22 protein-coding genes are annotated in these 25792 nt (G+C 52.8%); 11 read left to right on the top strand and 11 right to left on the bottom strand.

The window, feature by feature from the left end:
- The first annotated feature begins 24 nt into the window (after positions 1-24).
- Entirely contained in the window at positions 25-222 is a 198-nt protein-coding gene (locus tag AArcSt11_RS01235; protein ID WP_250593803.1) for a DUF7569 family protein, read from the top strand.
- A gap of 107 nt (positions 223-329) precedes the next feature.
- Here the strand turns inward: AArcSt11_RS01235 and AArcSt11_RS01230 are convergent, their stop codons facing one another.
- Genes AArcSt11_RS01230 through hisA form a run of 6 tightly spaced genes read right to left on the bottom strand, consistent with a single transcriptional unit; the run spans position 330 to position 3718 of the window.
- Positions 330-923, bottom strand: a complete 594-nt coding sequence (locus tag AArcSt11_RS01230) for an IMPACT family protein (protein WP_250594950.1) — start codon at positions 921-923, stop codon at positions 330-332.
- Between the two features lie 7 nt (positions 924-930).
- Positions 931-1449 carry a hypothetical protein gene (locus AArcSt11_RS01225; RefSeq protein ID WP_250593801.1) on the bottom strand — a complete coding sequence of 173 codons (519 nt, stop codon included), beginning with the start codon at positions 1447-1449 and terminating at the stop codon, positions 931-933.
- Positions 1450-1498: 49 nt separating this feature from the next.
- Entirely contained in the window at positions 1499-2002 is a 504-nt protein-coding gene (gene trpY, locus AArcSt11_RS01220) for a TrpY family transcription regulator (RefSeq protein WP_250593799.1), read from the bottom strand.
- Positions 2003-2045: 43 nt separating this feature from the next.
- Positions 2046-2633: an imidazoleglycerol-phosphate dehydratase HisB gene (gene hisB, locus AArcSt11_RS01215; protein ID WP_250593798.1), complete on the bottom strand. Its 588-nt coding sequence runs from the start codon at positions 2631-2633 to the stop codon at positions 2046-2048.
- Between the two features lie 23 nt (positions 2634-2656).
- Positions 2657-2944 (bottom strand): hypothetical protein, encoded by a 288-nt coding sequence (locus AArcSt11_RS01210; RefSeq protein WP_250593797.1) that lies wholly within the window; start codon positions 2942-2944, stop codon positions 2657-2659.
- Between the two features lie 45 nt (positions 2945-2989).
- Positions 2990-3718, bottom strand: coding sequence for a 1-(5-phosphoribosyl)-5-[(5-phosphoribosylamino)methylideneamino]imidazole-4-carboxamide isomerase (gene hisA / locus AArcSt11_RS01205; RefSeq protein WP_250593796.1), 729 nt, complete (start codon positions 3716-3718; stop codon positions 2990-2992).
- A 155-nt stretch (positions 3719-3873) separates the two neighbouring features.
- On the opposite strand from hisA, the gene AArcSt11_RS01200 reads away from it, so the two are divergent.
- The 8 genes from AArcSt11_RS01200 to AArcSt11_RS17025 all read left to right on the top strand — a co-directional run bounded on the left by AArcSt11_RS01200 (position 3874) and on the right by AArcSt11_RS17025 (position 9444).
- Complete coding sequence (locus tag AArcSt11_RS01200; protein ID WP_250593795.1) at positions 3874-5055, top strand: inorganic phosphate transporter; 1182 nt, start codon at positions 3874-3876, stop codon at positions 5053-5055.
- A 38-nt stretch (positions 5056-5093) separates the two neighbouring features.
- Positions 5094-5522, top strand: coding sequence for a universal stress protein (locus AArcSt11_RS01195; RefSeq protein WP_250593794.1), 429 nt, complete (start codon positions 5094-5096; stop codon positions 5520-5522).
- Positions 5523-5595: 73 nt separating this feature from the next.
- Positions 5596-6771: an inorganic phosphate transporter gene (locus AArcSt11_RS01190; protein WP_250593793.1), complete on the top strand. Its 1176-nt coding sequence runs from the start codon at positions 5596-5598 to the stop codon at positions 6769-6771.
- Between the two features lie 114 nt (positions 6772-6885).
- The gene (gene fer, locus AArcSt11_RS01185) at positions 6886-7275 is read left to right on the top strand and encodes a ferredoxin Fer (protein ID WP_250593792.1); all 390 of its coding nucleotides are present in this window, start codon (positions 6886-6888) and stop codon (positions 7273-7275) included.
- A gap of 791 nt (positions 7276-8066) precedes the next feature.
- A complete protein-coding gene (locus tag AArcSt11_RS17030) occupies positions 8067-8336 on the top strand; it encodes a UPF0058 family protein (protein WP_353617655.1) in 270 nt (89 codons plus the stop codon).
- Positions 8285-8512, top strand: coding sequence for a DUF7511 domain-containing protein (locus AArcSt11_RS17185; protein ID WP_434803486.1), 228 nt, complete (start codon positions 8285-8287; stop codon positions 8510-8512). The genes AArcSt11_RS17030 and AArcSt11_RS17185 overlap by 52 nt, the downstream gene beginning before the upstream one ends.
- Positions 8513-8647: 135 nt before the next feature.
- Positions 8648-8911, top strand: coding sequence for a HalOD1 output domain-containing protein (locus AArcSt11_RS01180; protein WP_250593791.1), 264 nt, complete (start codon positions 8648-8650; stop codon positions 8909-8911).
- A gap of 317 nt (positions 8912-9228) precedes the next feature.
- Positions 9229-9444 carry a hypothetical protein gene (locus AArcSt11_RS17025; RefSeq protein WP_353617654.1) on the top strand — a complete coding sequence of 72 codons (216 nt, stop codon included), beginning with the start codon at positions 9229-9231 and terminating at the stop codon, positions 9442-9444.
- 199 nt (positions 9445-9643) lie between these two features.
- On the opposite strand, the gene AArcSt11_RS01175 is transcribed toward AArcSt11_RS17025, so the two are convergent.
- From AArcSt11_RS01175 to AArcSt11_RS17180, 4 genes are all read right to left on the bottom strand, one after another.
- Positions 9644-12718: a PAS domain S-box protein gene (locus tag AArcSt11_RS01175; protein ID WP_259371224.1), complete on the bottom strand. Its 3075-nt coding sequence runs from the start codon at positions 12716-12718 to the stop codon at positions 9644-9646.
- Positions 12719-13437: 719 nt separating this feature from the next.
- Complete coding sequence (locus tag AArcSt11_RS01170; RefSeq protein WP_250593789.1) at positions 13438-15072, bottom strand: sensor histidine kinase; 1635 nt, start codon at positions 15070-15072, stop codon at positions 13438-13440.
- Positions 15073-16592: 1520 nt separating this feature from the next.
- Complete coding sequence (locus AArcSt11_RS01165) at positions 16593-18341, bottom strand: PAS domain-containing protein (protein ID WP_353617653.1); 1749 nt, start codon at positions 18339-18341, stop codon at positions 16593-16595.
- 990 nt (positions 18342-19331) lie between these two features.
- Entirely contained in the window at positions 19332-19472 is a 141-nt protein-coding gene (locus tag AArcSt11_RS17180; RefSeq protein ID WP_434803485.1) for a DUF7563 family protein, read from the bottom strand.
- Positions 19473-21420: 1948 nt separating this feature from the next.
- Between AArcSt11_RS17180 and AArcSt11_RS01160 the strand changes: the two genes are divergently transcribed.
- Entirely contained in the window at positions 21421-22086 is a 666-nt protein-coding gene (locus AArcSt11_RS01160) for a helix-turn-helix domain-containing protein (protein ID WP_250593787.1), read from the top strand.
- Between the two features lie 118 nt (positions 22087-22204).
- Positions 22205-22582, top strand: a complete 378-nt coding sequence (locus tag AArcSt11_RS01155) for a DUF7344 domain-containing protein (RefSeq protein WP_250593786.1) — start codon at positions 22205-22207, stop codon at positions 22580-22582.
- Positions 22583-23158: 576 nt separating this feature from the next.
- Here AArcSt11_RS01155 and AArcSt11_RS01150 read toward each other — a convergent pair.
- A complete protein-coding gene (locus AArcSt11_RS01150; protein WP_250593785.1) occupies positions 23159-25753 on the bottom strand; it encodes an HsdM family class I SAM-dependent methyltransferase in 2595 nt (864 codons plus the stop codon).
- Positions 25754-25792 lie beyond the last annotated feature (39 nt).

Genomic DNA, 25792 nt, shown 5'->3' with positions numbered 1-25792 from the left:
GGAGAGGCACACACGTCCGAGTAGATGTCAGATCCGTGTGACTCCTGTAGCGACCCCGTCTCCGATCCGCTCGCGCGGACGGTCCGGCTTACCGTCGACCGTTCGCAGGTCGATACCCAGCGGCTCTGTCCGCCCTGTTTTGCCGACTGGATCGGTCGCTACCGCGCGGAGATGGAACGCGACGACGACCCGCTTTCCGACGACGAAATCATCGTCGACTGAGTGCTGCCGCGCCGAAATCGACCCACGAGAACGACCCCTTCGCTTCGGATCGAAAACCGCGAGAGGGAGTAGCTGTAACCCTGCAGAATACCGCTAGCGAAACGGAGCTATTGGATCTCGGCTCGCCCGCTGGTCGCACTCCGGAGCCGGTCACGAAGATCGGCGGCAGTCTCGACAGGGACGCGAACGTCGAAGGTGACGTCTGCTTCGTACTCAGCCTCGAACTCGACGCCCGCGCTGTCGAGGACGCCCCGAACTGTCCCGGAGTCGTCGTAGTCAACCGTGATCGAGACGCGCTCGTGTGGCTGTTCTTCGACGACGCCCGCCTCGTCGAGTGCTTCCTTGACGGCCCGTGAGTACGCGCGAGCGAGTCCCCCAACGCCGAGGTTCGTCCCACCGTAGTACCGTGTCACGACGACAACTACGTTCTCGATATCTTCCTGTTGAAGCACGTTCAAGGCGGGCTTCCCGGCCGATCCCGCGGGTTCGCCGTCGTCGCTCGACCACTCGCGGAACGGATCCGCCCGGACCCGGTAGGCCGGGACGTTGTGCGTCGCGTCGTCGTACTCGCTCTCGATCGCGTCGACAAACGTCTCGGCGTGCTCTGTGGTTTCGACCGGGGCAACGTGCCCGATAAACTCCGAGCCCATCACCTCGAACCGCGCTGTCGCACGCTCGTCGACAGTACGGTAGGCGTCCATCGTCGGCTCAGTCGTTGTCCGCGGAACTGTCAGTCGATTGTGAGCGAGCAGCGCCGTCATCGACCGAATACTCGGCGTACAGGAGGAGTCCAAGAACGGCGAGCAACAGCAGCTCTGCGGTCTTCGAGATCCCGTCGATCGGTGATGCGACGAGGTGCTCACCGAGAAGGATCAGTGGGTTGCCGCCGTGGGAATGAGCATGTGCATCCTCGACCCAGGGAACGACTGCCATGTGCCCACCGAGATGCCAGTACGCCCAGCCGAAGATGTAGGTCAGCATCATCCCGATGCCGAGGACGTACGCCCGAATACGCGAAAGAACTTGCTGGCGGACCAGCAGGAGGGCGAGGAGAATACCGATCCCGGAGGCGACAAATAACAACGGACGCGGATCCCAGTAGATCGGCTGATCGATCCGTGCCGCCGTGACGAGTCTGGGGAGCCCCCAGTACAGGTGGAGTCCGGCGACGACCGCCGCCAGCTGTACCGCGGCGAACTCCAGTGTGCCCGTGACGCTCTCGTCCATACCCGAACTCGTCGCTATATCAGTAATAGCCCATCGGTTTCCCGCGGGCTCATTTCAGTTCGATCGAGCGGACAAAAGAGAGATCGGAGAGGTCATTGATCAGAGAGCCGGGCAACTCCTGATCGGTGACGATGTAGAGCCGTGGCTCGTCGGTGAACTCGGGATCCTCGCTGATCGTCTGGCGGATCGACACGCCTTCCTCGGCGAGCAGGCCGGTCACTCTGGCGACGATTCCTTCCTGTTCGGCGTCGGTGACCTCTATCGATAGGACGGTGAGATCGAGAACGGGGGCGAGATCCATCAGGCTGGGGACCTGCGAGATGTTCTGAAAGATCCGCGTGAGCTCTTCGTCTGCGAGTATGGCGTCGGTCGTCGAATCGACGACCCGGCGATCGACATCAATCTCGCGGGCGATCCCGGTGTTCGGAATCTCGATCCCGCCAGAGACGACACGGCCATCGTCGTTGACCGAGAAGCCACGTTCCAACAGCAAGCGGATCACCGCCTGCTGTGACGGGCTCCCCTCGAACTTCTCCATGATCTCGTCGAACATCCTTGTTTTCAGGGTAGCGGGGCCGACACTTCTAGGTAGTGGACTAGAGTTCGCCTTTCGTGCTCGGCGTGTCGCTCCGTCGCTCGTCGATCCGAGTCGCGTCGTCGAGCGCGCGTGCCGTCGCCTTGAACAGTGCCTCGATCTCGTGGTGGGCGTTCTCCCCAGTCACCTCGGCGTGGAGGGTGAGCCCGGCGTTCATCGACAACGAGCGCAGGAAGTGTTTCGCCATGTGGCTGGTCATCCCGCCCACCGAGGCCTGCGAGAACTCGCCCTCGAATCGGAAGAGCGGGCGACCGCTCACGTCGACGACGACCCCGGCGACGGCCTCGTCGAGGGGCACCGTTCGGTCGGCGTAGCGGACGATCCCGCGCTTGTCGCCGAGCGCCTCCTCGAACGCCTCGCCGAGCACGATGGCGACGTCCTCGACGGTGTGGTGGTCGTCGATCTCCAGATCGCCGTCACACTCGACCGTCAGATCGAAGAGGCCGTGTTTGGCGAACGATTCGAGCATGTGATCGAAGAAGCCGATTCCGGTGTCGACGGCGGCGTCGCCGTCTCCGTCGATCTCGACGGTGACGTCGATCTCGGTCTCGGCCGTCTCGCGGGTAACTGCCGCGGCGCGGTCGGTCATACCGACGACAACGCACCCGACCACTATGGTTCCTGTGTCTCTGCGGCGGCGACGGCGTCCCGGACGACCGTATACGCGGTGGCGACGAGCGCGGCAAAGAGCAAAAATCCCCCGGCTACCACGAGCGCAGCACCGAACAGTGCCTCGGGGAGCGCTGTTCCACCCGCGATCATCATCGTCCCGAACCACTGGAACGCCCAGCCGGCGAGCAGGACGAAAAAGAGCCCGACGTAGGGGCCGCGAACGACGTACGCCATTGCCAGCGAGACGCTACTCGACCAACTGGAGGGCCGTCGGTCTAGACGGGTCATCGTCCCTACCTATCACGGAATCGACTTAATTTGTTCGCCGACCCCTTACTCCAGGGCCGCTCGCGCCTCTTCGAGCGTGAACTCCCCTTCGTACAGCGCGCTCCCGACGACCACAGCGCTCGCGCCCGCAGCGCGCAGGTCGCGGATGTCGTCGATGGAGGCGACGCCGCCGCTGGCGATCACGGGGATGTCGACCGCCTCCACCACCTTCCTGACCGGCTCGGTCTGGACGCCCTCGAGCCGCCCCTCGACGTCGACGTCGGTAAAGAGGATCGCCCCCGCCCCCAGTTCCTCGTACCGGGCGGCGGCCTCCGCAGGGTTGATTCCCGTCCCTTCGGTCCAGCCCTCGACGACGACTTCGCCGTCTTTCGCGTCGAGGCTCACGACGACGCTCCCGGGGTAGTCCGCGCTGATCTCGGCGACGAGGTCGGGGTCGTTCACCGCGGCAGTTCCCATGATGACCCGGTCGATTCCCCGATCCAGCAGGTCCGCTGCGTCGGCGGCGGTGCGAATCCCGCCGCCCAGTTGCAGGGAGACGTCCGTGGCTTCGACGATCCGCTCGACGGCGTCGGCGTTCGCGCGCTCGCCCTCGAACGCGCCGTCCAGATCGACGAGGTGGAGCGTCGCCGCGCCCTGATCGATCCAGCGCTCGGCAGCCTCGACAGGATCACCATAGCGTTTCTCGGTGCCGCGCTCGCCCTGTACCAGCTGGACGACCTCGCCGTCCTGCAGGTCGACCGCGGGGACGACCTCGAACTCGGGAAATGCACTCATACGTGGGGGGTAGACCGGGGAGCGCCTAAACCCACCGAAGCGAGAAAGGGCAGCAACGTCAGAGTATGAGGGAGGTCCACAGTCGGGACCGGCACTCGCGACGGTATCAGTACACTACGATACATATTTCCATATCTTTCTCGTATGTTTTGTCAATGGTAGAAACGATTCTGCTGATCGGAGTCGTCGCTTCTATATTCGTCGGCTTCAACATCGGCGGTTCCTCGACGGGGATCGCGTGGGGGCCGCCCGTCGGTGCCGGAGTAGTAAGTAAAGCGACCGCTGCGGTACTCATGACGTTTTTCGTCTTCCTCGGTGGGTGGACAGTTGGCCGTAACGTTCTTGGAACGCTGAGTGAGGGAATCATCACGCTCGAAGGCGGCATTCCACTGGCCGCAGGTGTCGCGATCCTCTTTTTTATCGGCCTTGGGATCCTCGTGGCGAACGTCTTCGGCGTTCCCGTCCCAACCTCCATGACGACCGTCGGTGCGATCGCGGGACTCGGGCTCGCAACAAATACGCTCAACTACGCGCTGATCGCCGAGATTATCTCGTGGTGGTTTGTGACGCCGATCATCGGGTTCTGGATCGGCGGTGTTATCGGGCGATATCTGTATCCAGCGATCAATCAGCGGGTCGATATCGAGAAATCGGCTGGACCGCTCCTCGTGTTCGACCGAAGAGGATCCGTTCCGAAACCAACCCTCGGACCGAACACGACGCGGTCGGAGGTTGTGAGTACGGCTGTCGTCTTCGTTATCGCATGTTACATGGCGTTTAGCGCAGGAGCGAGTAACGTTCCGAACGCCGCAGCACCGCTCGTGGGGACGGCTGGCGGCCTCACCGACGACACTGCCATCATCATCGCCACGCTGGCGATCGGCATCGGTGCGTTCACGATCGCTCGCCGAACAATGGAGTCGGTCGGCGGCGAACTGAGCGATATCCCGTTACTCGCCGCTCTGTTTGTCATGTTGACAGCATCGACAATCACGACAGTGCTGTCCTGGCTCGGGATTCCAATCAGCCTCGTGATGGCGACGGTCATGACCATCGTCGGCATCGGCTGGGGGCGCGCGACTCGGCCGATAACGGTCAGCGACGCAGTGCGCCGTGACGTGGGAGATCAAGAAATAGCACCCGGAGCGATTACTGCCGATCAGCCGCGCAACAAGTCTGCACCGATCGGCGAGGCGGAGCCGGACGAAGTTCTCAACGCTGGCGATCTATTCAACCCACGAGCCATCATTAAATACATCTCGATGTGGATTATCGGCCCGTCGATGTCGACCGGACTTGCCTACGGCTTCTTCGTGCTCTTTCCGGGCGTCGTCTAGACCGGAGCCTTAGGTAAGTCCCCGTCGTAGCCCATCCTATGGTCTCACGAGTTCTCGTCCCGATGGACGACTCTGAACACGCCGAAGATGCACTCAAATACGCGTTTGAGAACTACCCAGACGCCGAAATAACCGTTCTCCACGTCGTCGGCGTACCGTCGATGATGATGGGAGATGCCACGGCACTGGCACTGGAAGACGATATCGAGAAAGCCGCTGCGGAACGCGCTGAACCGGTCTTCGAACGAGCGAACAGGCTCGCAAACGACCGGGATCGGAATATCGAAACGGTAGTCGGGATCGGGCATCCAGCCAAAAACATCCTCAACCGGGCGGAAAAGTATGACACGATCGTGCTCGGCGCTCACGGGGCGGACTGGAGCCGCGTGTCACATCGGTTTCTCGTCGGGAACGTCGCCGAAACGGTATCGAAGCGGGCGACGGTTCCCGTGGTACTCGTTCGGTAGTTGGGCCGGGAAGCCGCATCGGCGTTAGGCCGATATCCAACGCGTTAAGTCGGTAGTTACTATCTAGATATTCGTGATCGAACCGCTACTACTGATCGGACTCGTCGTAGCGATCTTCGTCGGCTACAATATCGGGGGAGCGACGACCGGCCCGGCGTTCGGACCGGCAGTCGGTGCCGACGTCATTACGAAGACCGCGGCGGCGGCCTTTATGTCCGTATTCTTCTTCGTCGGCGCGTTCACGATCGGTCGAGAGGTCGTCGACACGCTGAGTGAAGGGCTGATCGATCCGGGCGTGTTCACCCTGCAAACCAGTATTACCGTGCTGTTCTTTATCGGGTTCGCGCTGTTTATCGGGAACTTCTTCGGCGTCCCCGCGTCGACGTCGATGACGACCGTCGGCGCGATCGCGGCGCTGGGGTCGGCGAGTGGCACGCTCAACTGGGCGGAACTCGGGACGATCGTTACCTGGTGGCTGGTCGCACCGCTGATCGGCTTCTGGGTCTGTGGAGTGATCGGTCGGTACTTCTACCCGCGGATTAACGCCTGGATCAACATCCAGCGCAGCGACAACGAGTTGTTTATTATCGACACCTCGAGACGGATCCCACGGGTGACAATCAGCGAGGAGTCCACGAGACGCGAGCTGTTCGGTGCCGGGATCGTCATCGCGATCGGCTGTCTGATGGCGTTTAGCTCGGGGACGAGTAACATCGCCAACGCGATCGCTCCGCTGGTCGGCAGCGGTGATCTAGAGATGAACACAGGGATCATTATCGGCAGCGTTGCAGTCGGGATCGGTGCGTTCACGATCGGTCGCCGGACGATGGAGACACTGGGCAACGATATCACCCATCTCCCGCTGACGGCCGCGATCGTCATTGCGACCGTCAGTTCCTTCATCGTCGTCGCGCTGTCGGCGCTAGGTATCCCCGCGAGTTTCGTCGTCATCGCGACGATGGGCATCGTGGGACTCGGCTGGGGGCGTGCGACCCGGACGGTCGGCGTCCGGGAAGGGGTCCGGGGGGAAAAAGAGGCGACCGTCTCCGTGGGAGCGCTGTCAGCCGATAAAGAGGGCGAGGAACTGCCCGATATCGGCGAGGAAGAGCCCGAGGACATCCCGAGCGCGGGCGATCTGTTCGATCCTGGAACGACCGGTCGAGTGATTTTGCTCCAGAACCTCGTCCCCGCCATTTCGACGATCGGTGCGTATCTCGTCTTCCGGTTCGTACCGGTGTTCCCTTTTTAAAATCTACCGACTCGTGTATGGGGTGTTACCGTATTCTTGCGGGCTATTTCCGGACGTTCGGTCGGCGGCGGAAAACAATAACTTCTAACCGTTAGGACCGCGAATGTCAGCCTGATGCCCACTGTAGAATACCTCAATTACGAAGTGCTGGACGACCAGGGCTGGGACATGGACGACGACGACCTCTTCGATCAGGCTGCCGACGCTGGCCTCGACGCCGAGGACTACGGCTCCCTCGAAGTGAACGAAGGCGAGTACATTCTCGAAGCCGCCGAGGCGCAGGGCTACGACTGGCCCTTCTCGTGTCGCGCCGGTGCCTGTGCGAACTGCGCAGCGATCGTCTTCGAAGGCGAAATCGACATGGACATGCAGCAGATCCTCAGCGACGAGGAAGTCGAAGAGAAAGGCGTTCGCCTGACCTGTATCGGCAGCCCCGACGCCGAGGAAGTCAAGATCGTCTACAACGCGAAACACCTCGATTACCTGCAGAACCGCGTCATCTAATTAACAGCGTAAAACGCTCGTTAAACAAAGGTGCCGTATCCCGGGGTCGCGCTGCCGCCAATACCCGGGAATCATTCATTATTAGCCTGTATAGTGGCTATTCTGTGTCTGGAGATAAACTGTCGGAGATCCAAATATCGCTGTCACCCGTGAACGATATGTTTTCTTCCTTCATTTTTGTATCCGATCTTCGGTGGATCAGCCGTCAGAAGGAACCTGCGAACTGTTCGGTGAGGACGTTGACAGATGGAATAGTATCTATACTGGTATGCAAGAGGTATAGCGCGAGTCTTGCACAGGTAACGGATTCAGATCAGATCTGTTGGATTAGTCGATAGAGGTGATGGAACGAATAGAACCCGCGTTTAATTGGGGGTTGGTTTATTCACGAACCTTAATGGGTATTGCTGTGGAATAAACAACTCAATGGGGTTGCTCAAAATCATCCGCCAAGCAGGTAATGGCAACGGTGAAACCCTCTATGAGTGTCGGAACTGTGGTGCAACAGGTGATTCAGATACAAATAAGTGCACCGAGTGTGGCTCAGTTGAAATTGCTTGCTACACGTTTCAGTGAGAACGATATTTGCAGATCATCCAGTCTATGATGTTGTGTCTGTATTCGGCAGAGCGACAATTGCCTTTTTTGCGTTGGTTACAGGGCAGGGAGTTATCGGAGCCACCAAGAGATCTCCATGCAATAAGAGACTGCGAAACGGAGAGCGTCGCCGATATTGTCGCCACAAATCCTATTGAAAAAATCACTATGCAGGTTATACTGCAACAATAGTTATGGGAGATGGTGTGGCATCTCATACTGTGAGGATCCAAGAACTCATCTACCTTCACGCGCTACTGCTCGAAATGCGTCAGTACCTCGAACAGGAGGATAACGTGCCATACGGTGCATTTGAGCCCTACGATGCACAACCGATTCGCCCGTCCCATATCCATCGCCAGAAGGACGGACACAAGAACGCAATTGACCTGCTACTGAACGGTTTCGAACAATGCGTTCAAACACATCCACCACCAGACTACACACTTCCTTCCGAAATATGATTTTCACTGGTGAAAGAGTATCTGACCGTGGTGAACTAAGTGCGATTATAATAGATAATCTAAGCTCGACCAACGAGTGCATACTTTATCCATCGGATGCTACCGACGAAGAGCTCGAAACGATGTGGATTCTTGCCAAAGAGGGTGATTACTCGCCTTTGGCGCAGAATCAATAATGAGCAGTGGATAGCTGAGTTTCTGCGATCCCCCCGTTCGGAAACCGGAATCGTACACGCAATCGGGTACGTGAGTTATCGGTTAGAGAAGTGGTGGTGCCAACGGCTATTATGTCTGCACCTGAATTGACTAACGTGGCTGAGAATTTTCGCTATGAGCCGAACGAAGGCGAATCGTTGAGTATGGCTGTTGTGAGCGCAGTTGCGCTGGCACATAACGAGGGAGTGCTTGAACAGGATTGGATAATAAACAATGATATCAACCCTGACGCGCTTGATGGGTTATTTCAAGACGAACACCTGAACATGACCCTCCGGTTTGAGGCAGATACAACAACGGTCACTATCGATGCCGACGAGCATGGAAATCCTGTGATCGAGATTGAGTCACACCGCTAAGTACACACATATACCGACCGGTTGATTCACCTGGGAATATACGAAATCAACACCGACTGACTGCTGAGTAGAACCTCTATATTTAGCACTCGGGTTGTGACAACTTATATAGGTTTTATAGAGTCACACAACCATCATTCCCTCAATTTACTGGCTTGGGCCACTAATCCGAAGTGTGTCCCGATTATGAACAAGGGAAAACTTCTCCAGTCACTACCAGATTCCCTTCACGGAGATCAACCTCACCAAATAGCCACCTCAACGGAAATAGGAATCGGAAGGCAAATAATCTAATAGTTTAAACGGAATATATCCAGATGACGGAAAGTAACAGCTCCAAACAAGTTCCCAGTCAACTGGTTATCGTTCAAGAGGATACCCATCAGAACGAGATTCCAGAGAATATCGACTCAGAGCTGTATTCGACAGAAACCCCGGAGAACTCGTTCAAAGAATTCAAAATCAGACCCGACGACGACCTTGTTGAAGCACTCCTGAACAATGGTCACACAGTGGAATTCAAAGACCGATGATATAGATTTGTACCGGTGTGAGCCCAACTGTGGACACCCCTGTTTTCGGTTCTGATACGCGTTTTGGCGTTTGTTTTATTTGATAATGACTTGCTTCTTCCAGCATCTCACTATTGAACTCACCGCACAGTTTCCAGTCCTGCCCAACAGCTGTTTCAGCGGTAAGGGTATCGAACTAATCGGATTTCAACAGAGCCAATTATTCGGTAATGAACTCAACACCCGCGATCTCGAAGCGCGCGCCACCACCCGAGCGAGTAGTAACGCGTATGTTCCAATCGTGGGCCTCAACAATTTGTTGCACGATACTCAGTCCAAATCCGGTACCCTCGGAATTCGTTGAATATCCCACCTCAAACACGGTTTCATCGTCGTCTTCCGGAATCCCTGGCCCATTGTCCTCAATGTAGAAGCCGTCCTCTAGTCCGCCGACCGTTACGGTCACAGCACTACCACCATGCTCGACCGCATTTCGAATGAGATTCTCAAATAGTTGTTTGAGCCGACGTTCATCAGCCACTATCGTCTGATCAGTTTCGACACTAAGCGAGGCTTCGGCTGTTTCAACGGTTTCCCAACACTCTGCAACGACGGCTTTGAGATCGACTGCTTTCGTATTAGTCGCACCGTCTCCCTCACGGGCCAGCGTAAGTAGATCCTCAATGAGAGAATCCATCCGGTCGTGCGCCTGCTCAACAGCCTCTAGGTCTGGGCTCTCACAGTCCTCACGCGCTAATTCAAGATGCCCTGAAGCAACGTTCAGCGGGTTCCGAAGATCGTGTGAGACTATGCTAGCAAACTCCTCAAGCCGCTCGTTAGCTCGCTTTACTTCTTCGCGCTCCGTAATGTCGAGGTACATCGCCATCGTGCCAACGACCGCGCCGGCTGGATCCTTTCGTGGGACTGCCCGCAACACGGTCTCCACGATCTCCCCGTCAGCAGCTACTAACTCTCGGGACTCTCTGGTGAATTCATCCTTCAAAGATCGTTCGTATCCACCATCTTCGATCAGTGCCTCCCGCGAGGCAGGCGTGTAGTATTCCGTGAGGTCGGTTCCGATGAGTGCCTCTGTTTCGAATCCAAGCGTTTCTGCGAACTGGTTATTGCAGTCCTCGATAATTGGTCGGCCGTTCTCTGTTCGTGTGACGACCGCCATCACGGGAGCCTCCTCAAACAAGGTCAGATACTGCTCTTCAAGACGGGTTGTCAACTCTTCTAGCTCCTCAGTTTTCTGTTCGAGTTCCTGTTGGTACTGTTTGGACTCGTCGATATCGAGGTGGATCCCGACAGCACGGATTGGCTCTCCGTCTTCATCTCGGTCAACGATTTTACCGAGATCCCGAATCCACTTCCACTCACCATCAGCAGTTCGCATTCGGTGTTCGGTGTCGTAGTAATCCGTGTTCTGCTGGATATGCGTATCAAGTGCAGCTCTAACTTCATCGATATCTTCCGGATGAACGCGTGTCTCCCACGTACGGAGGTGAGGTTCGAGTTCCTCAAGCGTGTAGCCGAGCATCTCGGCCCACTGGTCGTTGAACTCTACTTCATCGGTCCTCATATCCCAATCCCACACGCCGAGATTCGCTCCTTCGATTGCGAGTTCGAGACGTTCCTTGAGCGTCTCGATTTCTTCCATCCGCTGCTTTCGTTCAGTAATGTCCCGCGAGACGACCATAAACCGGCTACCATCTTCCACAGGGAGCCGAGTGAGATGAACTTCGACAGGAAACAGTGTACCGTCAGTGGTCTCGAATTCCGTTTCGATTTTTGTCCGGTCTCCAACGTCCATTTCATCCCAAGCGGCCTGCAATTCTTCTGGATCGACATTCTGATCAATCTCCCAAACTTTCTGCCCGACGAGTTCGTCCTTTGGCTGGTTGAACGCCTCGCAGAACTGCTGGTTCACATCGACGATAGTCCCCTCATTAGTATGAATATCGATCATATCAGGAGAGCTCTCGAACAGGGCTTGGAGATTCTGTTTGTCCTCTACGCACTCAGTGACGTTCTGTGAGACTGCAATCACATGGTCGATTTCCACACCGTCAGTCCGAACGGGAACCGTTTGAATCCGGTATCGATCGCTCCCGTATACCTGTTCGAACGTGTTGGCGTTACCATCCAGCGCTTCCTTGTAGTAGTGGCAAAGTTCATCGCTGAGTTCATCGGGAAACAGGTCGTGCGGTTTCGCGCCCTCGATATCATCGGGAGACAGGTCTACGTTGCTCAGTTCTTCGCCACCGGCGCGTACGTATTTTAGATTCGTGTCGATGAGGAATACCGCACCACCGGGGAAGTTCTCAGCCAGTGTCTCGTACTGGCTTTTCAGCGTCTCTAACTCCTGCTCGCGCTCTTTACGTTTGCGCGCAGTCATTATGAGTTCGCCGACCATCCGCAGGATGTTGATGAACTCATCCGACCATGCTTCTTGCTCCTGAACCCAGTCAAATCCGATGAAACCGACAAGTTCGTCGTTCGAAATCATTGGAGTGACAATTAATGACTTGATATTTTGCTCTTCCAGGATCTCTTGTTCGGCTTCAGCTTCTGGCGGTAGTTTGGAAACGTTCGGAACGGTTATATTCTCAAAATTCTCCAACTTCTGTATCCACCAGGGAACGGCATCCTGCGGAATGTCTTGGAGCATGTGGATCTGTGGATCGACACCCCCTGCACACCATTCATACGTATTGCTGATCGTTTCATCCTCATGGTGTATATCAAAAACGTAGGTCCGATCCGCATCGACAAGCGTTCCAATTTTCTCCAGTGTACCGTCAATGAGAGTATCAATGTCACGCTCTTTGGTTCGAAGAAAATCTATGGCAAGTTCTGTGAGTTCGTTTTCGAATGTTTGTAGGATTTGTATTTTTTGCTCGCGCCGTCGGCTATTGACCGCGTTGACTATTCGATTTGTTAAAAGGGCGTAGTTATCGGTACCGCTCTTTTTCTGGAGATAATCAGTAACTCCCGCACTGATAGCATCACTGGCTACTTCTTCGGATCCCTTGCCGGTATACAAGATGAATGGTAGGTTGGGATAATCCTCGGTGACGCTTTTGAGGAACTCGATGCCGTTCATTCCCGGCATCTCATAGTCGGACACGATACAATCTATCTCGGACTCGGCCAAGAGTTGTAACCCTTTGTCAGCACTGGTTGCAGTCTCGACAGAAAACCGGTTATCCTCGCGTTCGAGTAACGTCTTGGTCAAATCTGCGAGTCTCGGTTCATCGTCAACGTGGAGAATATGGATCTGCTGACGAGGCATAATTAATATGAATCAACCATTCATCACTATCGTAAAATAGTTCCGTTGCATTACTATCGGCAATTCTCCAGGCGAACCTGTGCTGATTTCATCCTCTACGTCTCGCACGTTGCTACTGACAGATATCGAAGAGGTGTTGCAGACGCTGCTGAATAAAATACGCGTATCGGTCAACCGTTATTTTTACGTGCGCTAACAGGTGGTGAAATACCTTTGTGTATCAAGCGGTGACGTGATACCAGCAGTCCACGTCACCACCACACATGGACGTGATCATGAACCAAGTCACAGGAACAGTCCACAAACATGAGGGCGGCAAGTCAGAGTGTCAGACTCTTTGTGGAATCCACTATCATCTATCGCATGATAATCTCCACCCAACCACAACCGAGCAGTCAAATACCGCCATGGACGCCAGTAAATGCGGGCGCTGCTTCGATGGTGGAGGCGGGTACTGAAACGTCCATCCCAAAAATTGGCAGTAACCGCTAAGCAGAGTTACCGGTGAATATCTGCTCCGAGTCGGTCACGTCGATATTGATAGAATTCAAACAGATGCTGAAGGCCGTGCTATATATAGCGCGAGTCTTGCACGGAGTTATTCTCGGATTTGATCAGACCGGATCGGCCAGTACACGCGAACGATGTAACACGGTAGGTCGGAACCTACTCGGTATCTGTGAGAAAGGCTGTACTGAAGAGGGTGGATCGGTCAGCCGTTAGTCCAGCTCTTCAGCAAACTCAACGTCAGTAACCTCGAACCGTAGACCGCCTTCAACGCTTTCTGTAAGCGTTATTTCCCATCCGTGCCCATCAACAATCTCTTTCACGATCGAGAGGCCGAATCCAGTTCCGTCCTCCATCGTTGAATACCCATACTCAAACACATCTTCATGATCTGACTCGGCAATCCCATTCCCATCGTCGGAAACATAAAATCCGTCCGAGAGTATTCCGACTGTAACTGTGACATCAGACCCTGCGTGTTCAACCGCGTTCCGGAACAAATTCTCGAACAACTGTGCGAGTCGGTCAGGATCAGCCATAATTGTCGTCTCGGCGTCAACGACGAGTTCTGCATTGGCTGTGTCGACACCTTCCCAACACCGCAGGACAACATCGGATACGTCGGTTGGATGCGTCTCTTCGATTGACTGGCCCTCCCGTGCAAGCGTAAGGAGATCTGAAATCAACTCATCCATCTGTGTGTGGGCCCTCCTGACTTCCGCCAGGTATTCCTCGGCGTTCTCAGACTCCTCTTGCGCTAATTCAGCGTATCCTTGAGCGACACTCAACGGATTCCGCAAATCATGCGAGACGACGCTTGCAAATTGTTCTAATTTAGTTGTTTTTCGTTCCAATTCACGCCGATACTGTTCTGCCTCGGTTACATCAGTAAGTGTGAAGATATGGCCGATTACGGTCTCTCCAGCCGTAAATGGGGCTACTGACGCGATATAATAGCGTGTCTCCGTGTCTGTCACGTATTCAATGATGTGCTGTTCGGATCGGAGTCCATCCGCTAGCTGCGACGACACATCAGACAGGGGGTTGTCAATGGAATTTTCTAAGACGGGGAACAGTTCCTGTGCTCGACGATTGTAGTCTCGGATATGATACTCTTCGTCGAGAAAAATCACAGGGCGATCCGAAGCGTCTGATAGATTGAGTCTCTGAAACCGGTCACGATACACGAAGAGCACGCCAACAGCGAACACGGCAACGCCAATCGGTTCATACGTCATATCTACTAGGGCTGGACTGGAATTGCCAAGAATATCCAGGACAACCGGAAGTGCTGTGATTCCAACGAGGATAGCAACCGGCGTAGTGTCAAAGCCAACGGTGACGAACCGCTCGAAGAGCATGAAGAACCCAACGAATGAAAGCGCGTAGGCAAGTGCCATCACACTCCAGTGGAGAAGCCCGTGATCGACTGCGAGATGGGAGAATGGCGTTGACACGATTTCTGTAGTGAAATAGAGCGAATGAACCGGGTTTGTCAGTTTCAGCAGGACGATCCCAGTAAAGACGATCACAGCGAGGAACCGAAACGAGCGTTGGCGGTGATATCTGCGGTCTGTATATGCAGAGCAAAAATACAGCCACGCGCCAACGGCAGCAATGCCAGCAATCAGTCCCGCAACGTAGAATACGAGTTTCCCCATCGCTGAGGGCATAATAAGGTAGCCAACGTGGGCAGCAGCCCACACACCGCAGATTGTGAGAAGACTAAATAAGCCGACTCGTACATCCGTGTTCTGGATTCGTGGGAGCTGGCTCAAGCTCACAAAACACGCCACGGCGGAGACTCCGAATACGGCAACATACCCAGATAGTAAGATAGAACTCATTAGCAGTCTAATTGTCAATATCTTATCTACAACACCCCTAAAGTTTTCCTATACTAACTATTTCCCTGTTGTATAGAGTTTTTCCAATACGAGGTACGCGTAGTGTATCAATTGCCCGTCGCTCAGAACATCGTTCGTATTTTCTAGTTAGACTAGCGATCGATCCGTACAGCTACTGATCGGTTAGTTCATCTGGATCTCTTCGAAACCAACACCGACCGACTGCTGAGTTCATCCTCTGCATGTTACACCGGGGTTCTGATGGATTCCAGATAGGTTGTCACTCGTCGCGGTTGGTAGTAAGTAAGTGGGATAAATATCGGCGAGACTATTAGGAGAAATTATTAAAGAAATATAGATAGATGTGAACCTTCTACGGGAAATATTTTGGCCGTTATTATGGGTTTTTATCGAAGATATATCACTTGGAACCACACAGTAACATCAATATAACAACCCACTTATAAGAATATCCACAGGGAAAATATGGTTTGTGAACTCCTTTTAGCTCGATCAAGCAAACACCTCAACATAAGTATCATGACAATATATGGTGGGGAGCTCACGATCTCGCAAAAAAAAGAATAGTCTCCTATTCAGTCACCCAATATTTTAATTTCCATTGAAAATTCCAATTAGTTCCACTGTCCCCTTCCCTTGTGCGACATAAGGAGTTTTCGTTTAAATTACCAATTGGTCTGTGTCCCGGGAAGTAATTTATTTTTGACTATTTTGGCCTGTGAGTTAATAACTCAGATCGTTTTGTCGAGAGGGTTGATAACAGTCGTTTTCTCACGTCACCGAGAATCCAAAAAATCATTCAATAATTACATTAGCCATATTCTCACTGCTGTCACTTGATTTCCTAAAAATCATTCAAAATACCAATTAGTTATTAACACTCCGTTTTGAAGCAGCCACAAACCACTCTCACTATCTCACTCAGATTGGCCGATTTTCCGGAAAATTACCCCGATTACTTCTGTTGATTCTACAACTTTCGTTTAATTTTCCAATTGGTTTTCAATGGGTGTTCGACGACACGCGAAAATGGCGTTTTTGCTGCCCGGGTAGCTAAAGTCATTATACACCCTCTAGGCAATTATGAAGTGGTAATATCCGTTTGCCCGGGTAGTATACCCCCTCAAAATTTCCGCAGTTGGTGTCCGGTATAGATGGGATGGGGCATTTAGCCCCCAGAAGATGTAGCCCGTGACTTGAGCGGAGTCCTATATTCAAGCGCCATATAGGAGCGGGCTTGCGCTGTACTCATCAGATTGTCAATATAATTTTGCATGTGGGTGTGCGTATCCGGTAGGTCCGTCTGCGGGAGGAACTTGTAGTGATTGTTCGAGACTCCGGTTTCAGCTTGGCGATCACGTTAGCTATTAGCCAAGTACAGACAAGCAGTAATGGACTACTTGGGTATGTTCAATTTCTTAGTATTTGCAAGACAAGGTGCTCCCCTTATTTGAGGGAGGACCCTGTCCCGCAGGGGCCCCAACAATGTTTACAGGCCTCTATTTGGCCTTCGAATCGCCGGTAGGCAGGTAAAACGTTACTACACTCCCCCGGGGTTCGTTGTCGGTAATCGTCAACTCACCACCGAGTGTTGTGGTAACCCACTTCATTACCCACAATCCAATTCCGAGACCGTGTTCAAGCGGGGTCTCTTCGCCTGACTTGATTGCCTGGCGCTCGATTGCTGAAATCCCTGGGCCGTTATCAGCAACGCTCAGTCGAAACTGGTCGTCATCTGGGTCGCGGTGGAATGTAATCGTTACGTCAGGTGGAGACCGATCAGTATGTTCGATTGCATTCGTGACTGCCTCCTCAAGGGCTTTCTTGAATAGCTCTGCGTTTCGAACTTGAATAGCCTCTGTATCCGCCAGCCGACACGTAATTTCCGCATCTGGATACTGTCGCTGGTACGTCTGCAAAACTGATTCGAGATCCAGTTGCTCCCACCTTTCGCTATCTTCGGCTTGACTCCAGATCGACCGAATCTCCGCTGTCTTCTCAGCGACGTTCCGCATCAGCGCAGCCCGATCCCGGATCGCTTCGACCGACGCCTGTCGAGCCTCAGAATCCAGTTCCTCATCTTCTAATAACTCTGCGTGCCCGTCGATCACATTGAGCGCGTTACGTAAGTTGTGTCGCATCACACGATTCAGGATACCAAGCGTCTGCGTCGTGAGTACATCCTCGGTTCTATCCTCCGCGATCCCTACAAAATGCGTGATGTCGCCGTCCAGATTTGTCACTGGAGCAATAGTGTGTTTTCCCTCGTAGAGTTCTCCGTATTTTGTCTTGTTTACCAGCTCTGCTTCCCAAACATCGCCAGCGGTGATCGTTTCCCATAACTCCGCATAGAACTCCTCGCTATGCTGTCCCGACTTGAGAATCCGTGGATTCCGACCGATCGCTTCGTCGGCTGTGTAGCCGTTCACTCGCTCAAAGGCCGGATTTACGTACTGAATCGTCCCATCCGAATCGGTGATCACGATAGCTTTCTCGGACTGCTCGGCCTGTCGTTTAAACACCGAGAGATCCTGCTCGTATCGCTTCTGGGCGGTAATGTCCTGCTGATAGCCGAGATACTTTGTGACTGTTCCGGAGTCAGATCGAATCGGGATGATTGTGACACGGTTCCAGAACATCGAGCCATCTTTTCGGTAGTTGCGTAACTCAACGCTGACGGGCTCTTCGGCTTCAATCGCTTCTCGCATCTGGGCCACTGGCTCCCCACGGGTGGCTTCGCCTTGGAGAAACCGACAGTTCTGTCCGAGAACCTCATCCCGCAGATAGCCCGTGAGTTCGCAGAAACCATCGTTAATATAGACGAGAGGGTTATCAGGTTGAGCTGGATCCGAAATCGTGATACCGATCGGTGCTTCATCCATGGCGTCATTGTAGAGCAGTTGACGACTGTCAGAGTCCATCCCAGCAATCGGGAACACCGACGTTTGCACCTGCTCCGTGCCGTCCCATTCAACGAGTGAACTCACGAGAATAGCACGCTGTGACTGATTAGACGACGTTTGGATCTCAGCAGTTATTCCAAGAGTGGGTTCGTCCCCATTTTCGATGCGTGCCACTTGCTCCCGGAGTGAAGACTGGTAGTCCGACGTGACAAGATCGACAACTGACGCGCCGATAAGTTGCTGTTGGGATTCTATCCCTACGAGTGTACAGAACGCAGGATTAGCAAAGACGATTTCCAGATCTGAGTGGATGAAAAACGACTCCGGAGCCGATTCCGTTGCCATAACTACTGTTTAGCCCCCGGCACAATTAATACTGGCTTCCCTGATGACACACGATACAAATCTGTTGTGAGAATATACTACTGCTCAGAACGTTAGCGTGGGTTGGTGAATAAGAGGCCAGATCCACGTGTTTCTCCTCGACGCAGCACGACATGACTACCCAGCCCCAGACGGCACTTCCGGCCACATCGATGCCTGATACGCCGGGCAAGCCAGCTACGACCGCTCCCATCGATACTGAAGGACCGGCCGGATCGCTCGATTTTGAGGATATACAGTCACGCCCCCGTACACGCTGAACACCGTAGTCGCTGACTATGACCTCGGCTACTTTCCGAGCGGAGTGACGCAGACTTCGCTCCGGATTCGATGTTCTAGATAGACAACTTCAGCATCCATGGCAGCAAGCAGTACCAGACGGGTCCTCGTGGGAAGGCCGTTGGGACTGCCATCCTAATGATCACACACGAGCCCACTTCCGCCCGCCGCTACACGCACCAACCTCTGGAGAAGACGCAGACGACCCCGCCGAATGACGTGACGGACTCGCCACCGTAATCATTCTGTCGTTCCTTCAATGGGTTTCGAATCGAAAAGCGAGATCACACTGGCCGCTGTACTGAACGTTCACTACATAGCCTGGAGGGCGTTTGCTCTATTCTATGATACGCCCTCAAATGAAGCATGCACTACCGAATCTTCCCATCAAAATCTGTAAGGTATATTGCGTGTCCCGCCTGATCGAGTGCCTCCCGAAGATGTGCGATCTCTGGAGGACTCATCCTACCTCAACACGGTGCAATAACCTATTTGAACTTTTGGTCATGCACAATCCCCGATTCTCCCGCAAGTAATCTTGTCGACAAGCAACCAGCAGAGGAGTTGTTATTTAGAAGCCAAGCAGATTGATCACTTTGGGGAGGGCCATAGGACAGTATATTCTGATCAGCCGAGCGATCAGCGTGGAACCTGAATTTTTTCGAGGTGCCGTCACTCATTATCAGCTATGGCATCCCTCGCCTCAGCGTTCGGTGCACAATGAATACAGATCGGGACTGAGCCGCTCGAATCACCGAAAACACGAACATACTCCGGAGTGAGGTGCGCGCCACAGTTATGACACTCAGGCATCTCGACTCACCTGCCCGCAGACCATGTGATCGCACATATACATCCGTTTGAGGGGCCCACCCATTTTAACACCAAGGGCGTTCACAAAACACACACGCATATAAATTCGAACTTTCTACACAAAATGTTTTAGAATATGTTATAATCTTTATCGGAAGTATTTCACTTGGAACCACACATCAACACCAATATGACATTTTAATCATAAGAATATCCACAGGGAAAATGTGGTTTGTACACTCCTTTTTGCTCGATCAAGCAAACCTCTCAACGTAAACATTATGACAATAAATAGTGGGGAGCTCACGATCTTGCAAAAAAGGAGAGTCGCCTATTCAGTCACCCAATAATTCAATTTTCATCGAAAATTCCAATTGGTTCCATTATCCGCTTCCCCTGTACGACATAATGGGTTTCCATTTAAATTACCAATTGGTCTGTGTTCCGGGAAGTGATTGGTTCTTGACGATATTGATCGATGAGTTAATAACTCAGATCCTTTTGTGGAGAGGACTGAAAACAGTCATTTTCTCACGTCACCGAGAATCTACAAATCCATTCAATAATTACATTAGCCGTTTTCCGACTATTGTCCCCCGGTTACCTAAAAACCATTTAAAATACCAATTAGTTATTAACACTCTGTTTTGAAGCAACGAGCAACTGCTTTCTCAATCTCACTCAGATTCGCCGATTTTCAGAAATTCACCCCTTTCCGCTCATTCGATTATCCAATTCTCATTTGATTTTCCAATTGGTTTTAACGGCCATTCAATGTCACACCAAAAACACCGGTTTTCATCTTAGGGTAGCTAACGGCTTTATACGACCACTAAGTGGGCCTAGAGTTGTTATACGCGGTTCTGTTGGTAGTATACCCCCGCAAATTTTCCGCAAATGGTGTCCAGTATAGATGGGATGAGGCATTTAGCCCCAGAGGTTGGGGCCCGTGACTTAGGCGGAGTCCTATAATCAAGCGTCATATAGGAGTGGACTTGTGCGGCAATTATCAGTCTTTCAACATAGTTTTGCGTGTGGTGTGCGTATCCGGTAGGTCCCTACGCGAGAGACTTGAGTGACTGTGTGAGACACTAATCACAACTGGGTGCTCACGTTGGCTGTTAGCCAAGGCACAGACAAGCAGTTACGGACTGCTCTGGTACGTTTGTTTTGTGATGTTTGAGGCCGACCTCAACCCAATCGAAGCATATGCACAGTGGGCCGGAGATCTCCACGACTATAGTGCTCTGAGGAACGGGACTGGGACCTTGTTGAAACGGTCGCCGCTAAACGGAATGCGACACCGACCGGGATTTTAGAATCTTAGCGGATCGTGTTAGGGAACTATACTTTAGGGTTGTTCCGTTTGATGATCAGCACATCGACTACTATACAGCTGTGCGTATGAAGCAGGGATGCCGGTATCTCGACCGACTCGAAGTTGAGAGTCTCGCCATTTTCTCTTTGAGAAGCGCATTAAAAATCAGAGCTGTTTAGATCAAGTTTAGAGACGACAAGGGAACCGATCACAACCAGTGTAACGAGTACGGCGATAGACGATACAACAGCCGAAGACGTTTCATATGGGGAACTATTCGTCGCCGACAAATATCCAATTCTTCGGTTCGACTACTGGTCGTCAATAAATCTGCCCAACGGAACAGACCTTAAGACTCATATTAAGGATGTGATAGCTAACCAAAGAGACGAATACTGAACTTCTGATTACAATCGTTTGGCTCTGTTGAAATCCTTTAGCCCTGATAGGAACCGAGTGCTGAATACAACGCGCGTATGTTGCACTCAAAGAGCTACACTTGGACCTCAAATAATGCAGGTATACAGAACAGAAACACATCGGGTAGAATTCGAATCGACTTATCAAGCACCCCGTCAAAGAATCGGATTTATTATTCCTCCCGTGTCATAGTGGCATGAGACTATATCAATGAGCGTCCTTGGGGAATTCACTGTGCCGGCCAGTGCGCTGGCAATGCAGCAAGCCCTCGCCAAAGTACCGGAAATAACTGTGGAGATCGAGCGGATCGTCGCGCACGAGAGTGGGACTCTAACCCCGTATTTTTGGGTTATTGGTGGTGATATGGAGCGGTTCAAATCCGCTCTCGAGGACGATCCATCTGTCATGGAAGCTACCCGCATTGACATCCTTGAAGACGAGACGCTTTATCGGGCCGTATGGCCGGATAATGTCGAATCTGTCGGTCAGGCGTATCTTGAGGCAGGCGCAACCATACTAGAAGCGTCGGGCCGTAATCAGAGATGGGAACTTCGACTGCGATTTGACAGCCAGGGAAACCTCTCGACCTTCCACGAGTATTGCGAGAAAAACGACATTCCGCTGAACGTGAATAAAATATACAATCCCACGACCGCCAAGGGCGGCGGACAGTTCGGCCTCACCCCCAAACAGCGCGAAGCTCTCGTCACTGCCCTTGATGCCGGCTTTTATCTAGTCCCTCCGGATGCCACGATGACGGAAATTGCTGAAACCCTCGGGATCTCCCAACAGGCTCTTTCTAAACGCCTCCGTCGAGCCCATGGGAATATCATCAGTAATGTCCTAACTATCGAGGAACTCGTCTCGCTTGAGTAGAAGCGGGGGCCGCGCTGACAGGGACCGCATGTCAATAAGCTATGGTCGGCCAAGTGTTCTTAAAGGTGTTGTATATACCACCAAATTTGAGATTAGCTATGCCTGCAAGTAGATATGTATGATGTCACCCGTCGAGGAAGGAGTGCTGACGGAATGGGAGACTGACCTCTCTCTGGATACGGCACTTGGCTTGCTGGCAGAGAAGCGTTGTCGGGACATTGTCTATCATCTCCAAGAAGAAACGACGCCGATACCGATAGCCGATCTTGCCAAACAGATTGCTGACGCGGAGTCCCAGGAATCATCCACGGCACCCTCGGATCTCCAGGATAGCATCCAAACCCACGTTCATCAGTTGCATATTCCGAAATTGGCTGACGCTGATGTTGTCGTCTTTCATCGGAATGACAACACCGTCGAACTCGGGGAGAACGCCCCTTGCATCATAGCGATTTGGAACACGGTTTCGGATGTCCCCGGTCCAGATGACAAATGACGAACCTGCGCTGCCCTTCAATACGTTAATCTACTCAAAACACGGTCACTAGCAGCCGTAGGTCGAAAGGCGGATTCGCAATTATTCGGATTGACTCACAAATGCTCATAGATTCGAATTTCGCCGGGAGTGATAACAACTGGACGATCCCATATGATGGTGGACACGCGCCACTGTGCTTCTGAGTCAAGTATACTCAAATCAAATAGGTCCTTCTTTGTCCAATCTTCAATGGTCGTTTTTTTTTCGTAAACGTCAATTCCAATCGCTCCGAATGCCTCGGTTATCGCTTCGTAAACCGTTTCACCATCTTCAATTTCGTACGTGACGAGTGGTGGTTGTTGTTCGGATAAACGAGGTAGCCCCACCCTACTAAGTTTGTAATGGACCGTTTAATAATTAGCGGTGATCATGATTTTCTGAAGTGTGTTGTTAGAACGTCCACTGGCAGATATTCGATTCAACGCTTGTGCTGAGTTCATACTCTATATTCAGCACGACCACGAGAAAATGTCACTCCATAAGGGTTTCAACAGGACCAATCGTTTCTATCTTTTCGCACCATTATATTGGTCGCTATGTCATTCTGTCTGTGGTGGTCTGGCGGGTGTACTCTGCCAGTGAAGCATAGCAAAGGGCGTAGAACGCGATGAAGAAATGAACCGCGAGGTCCTGATCATCTTCAATCACATCACCGTGAGCGATAGCGTTACGTCTCTGTCGGATATTCTCATGCATAAACGTGCTGAAGATACCGTCGAAGAAGGTTGAGATAAGGTTGTTCAGGTTTTTTTGTTGTGACCGGTTCTCACCAGGGAGTTTGAATTTTGTTTCACCGTTCTGGTTGACGATGTCGCCGCCGCTTTTGAGAACAAGATCGGTTAGGATGCCTTCGAACTGGAGGGTGATGCCAGCCAGGAAGCTCCGGTAGTGGTTTGATTCGAACTCCATAAGCAGGTCGTTAAGTAAGTCGCGCCGGTGCTCGAAGAACTCTAACTGGTTGAACGTTTGCCGGGCTTTGTCGAGCAGCTCTCGGTCGAACCGTTCGATGATGAACTCCTGTGCCTTTTTGCGGTCTTTGTCAACAAGCTCTTGAAACCGTTCGATTTCGGATAGGGTTAAGAACCAAGACCAGGCATAGTCGTCCCGCGACGCCATGTACTGCTGGAATGCTTGTTCCGCCTCATCTGTGGGGCAGGCTTCGATCAACACCTGATTCGCTCCAATGACATCGTTATTATCCGACGGTGGGAGAAACGCATCCAACTTCTCAGCCACCTCCGCTGTCAACGCCTCCTCAATCACTGGGACATCACGCAGTTCCCTCAGATTGATCCGATACCAATTTACATCCACAGGCGATCCAAACGTTGATAGAAATTCGCTGTACAGTGGCGTATTCAAGAGACGCTGCAGGGATACCTTCAGCTCCTGCGTTGCTGTCCGTATCCCGATCACGGTAGACTCGAACATCGCGTCATCTACCTCGACCGTGTAGCACTGTGGCTCATCGAAGAATTCGGGAAGCACCAGATCTGGATTCTGGAACTTGCCTCGCCGCTGCAATGTGAAGCTACTTTTGGAGCGATTGGTTCGGTTCGGACGAGTTTCAGCTGATTGGAGATACTCGACAAGATTGTCGTAGCCGTTTTGATCCAGATGCTCAATGATTTCTCTGTCTGTTTCAGGGGTAGCATTGCCTGGCAACTCATCGAGATACGGCTGGAGATCCAGCACATACTGATCGATCTCGTCCGCAGTAATCGACTGTGTGTCGTCCGAGAGGTTCTCAATTAGTGGCCGGAAGAATCGGTCATCAATCCCCGACACATCACGTTCCTCTGGATCGAAATAAAACAACTCGTTGTTACCGCTGGTTACACCTGACCCGACCTCGATGTCAGATCCAAGATCACCTAACCGGGTAAAGCAACCTGCTGTGAGTACATCGTAGATGGAGGGAGAAGACAGCAACCGCATCAAGTTCTCCCCGTCTAAATCGTTATGCGCTGCCTTCACAATCTCGGCATTGAACGTGTTGTACCGGTTCGCAAGGATCCCATCTAATGGCTGCTCAAATAAGCCCCGGGCATTGTCCGGCAACTCCATCCCGTTGAATTTCGCAACCCCCGTTTCACGTACCTCCGGTGACCGATCCTCCTTCACCAGAGACACGACGACTGCTTCGAACCCTTTCCGTGTTTCCGTGAATGCACCCAGTGGTAGCGCCACGATCCGGTGCAATGCACAAGTCTGTGTCAAATGATCAATCAGACCATCTCGTAACACGTATTGCGGCAGGATGAACGCGGCTCGGCCACCGTCTTTGAGGTGCGTCACTGCCTTCGCAACGTAGGCCCCACCGATCTGCCGCCCGTCACTAGGAGACCAGTTTTGAAGCTGGTCACGTTGCTCTGATGTGAGATGTTCGAGCCGGACAGCCGGCGGTGCGCCGACAACTGCATCAAATTTGGTTGGCACTTCTCCCTCTGTATCTGTCAACGTAGCCTGCTCACCGTCAATATCGTGCTCTAGGTTCCATTCGAAAAAGTTTGTGTTGATGAGATTGGCTGCCTCGATGTCCTGTAACCGGTTACGGGCTAACGCACAGGCAAACGGATCTGCATCAATCCCGACGCACCTGGAAGAAGCGTCGATCGTCAGATTGAGTTGGTCAGCAGCCTCAGAAAGCACGGTACCTGTCCCCGTGGCGATATCAAGGACGCTGTCACTCGAATCTGTGACCGCCCACCCTGCGATGATCTCAGCGACTTGTCGCGGTGTATCGATGACGGATAGATCACTTGCAGCAAGCACATCTGCCAACTCATTCCAACTGAGAGGCTGACGCTCAGCTGTCTCTGTAAAAATGTTGGCGAATCGTTCGACAAGAACCTCCTCGCTGTCAACACTCTGCAGTTCATACGAATAGATCGTTGCCTCGTCAACTTCCAAGACATTGTCATCGAGGAGGACAAAAAGCCGATCAACATCACCACCGTTCATCCACCACCGGCCACCCCGATGAGTATCAACGAACCTGATACGGATCAGTTTATTCTGGTACCGAAGTTGAACACTTTCATGCTGGAATTCGACCGTCTCAACCTCTGGGAGATCACCCAGTCGGTCTACCACGAACCCGATATCAAAACTACTGGGCGGTGTCATACCTGCAAGTGGGGCGAAACACGTCTTAAGCGTATGGTG

Source organism: Natranaeroarchaeum aerophilus, from assembly GCF_023638055.1.
Taxonomy (GTDB): domain Archaea; phylum Halobacteriota; class Halobacteria; order Halobacteriales; family Natronoarchaeaceae; genus Natranaeroarchaeum; species Natranaeroarchaeum aerophilum.
Note: the sequence above shows the minus strand (reverse complement) of the source record. Positions and strands in the feature narration are given on the sequence as shown.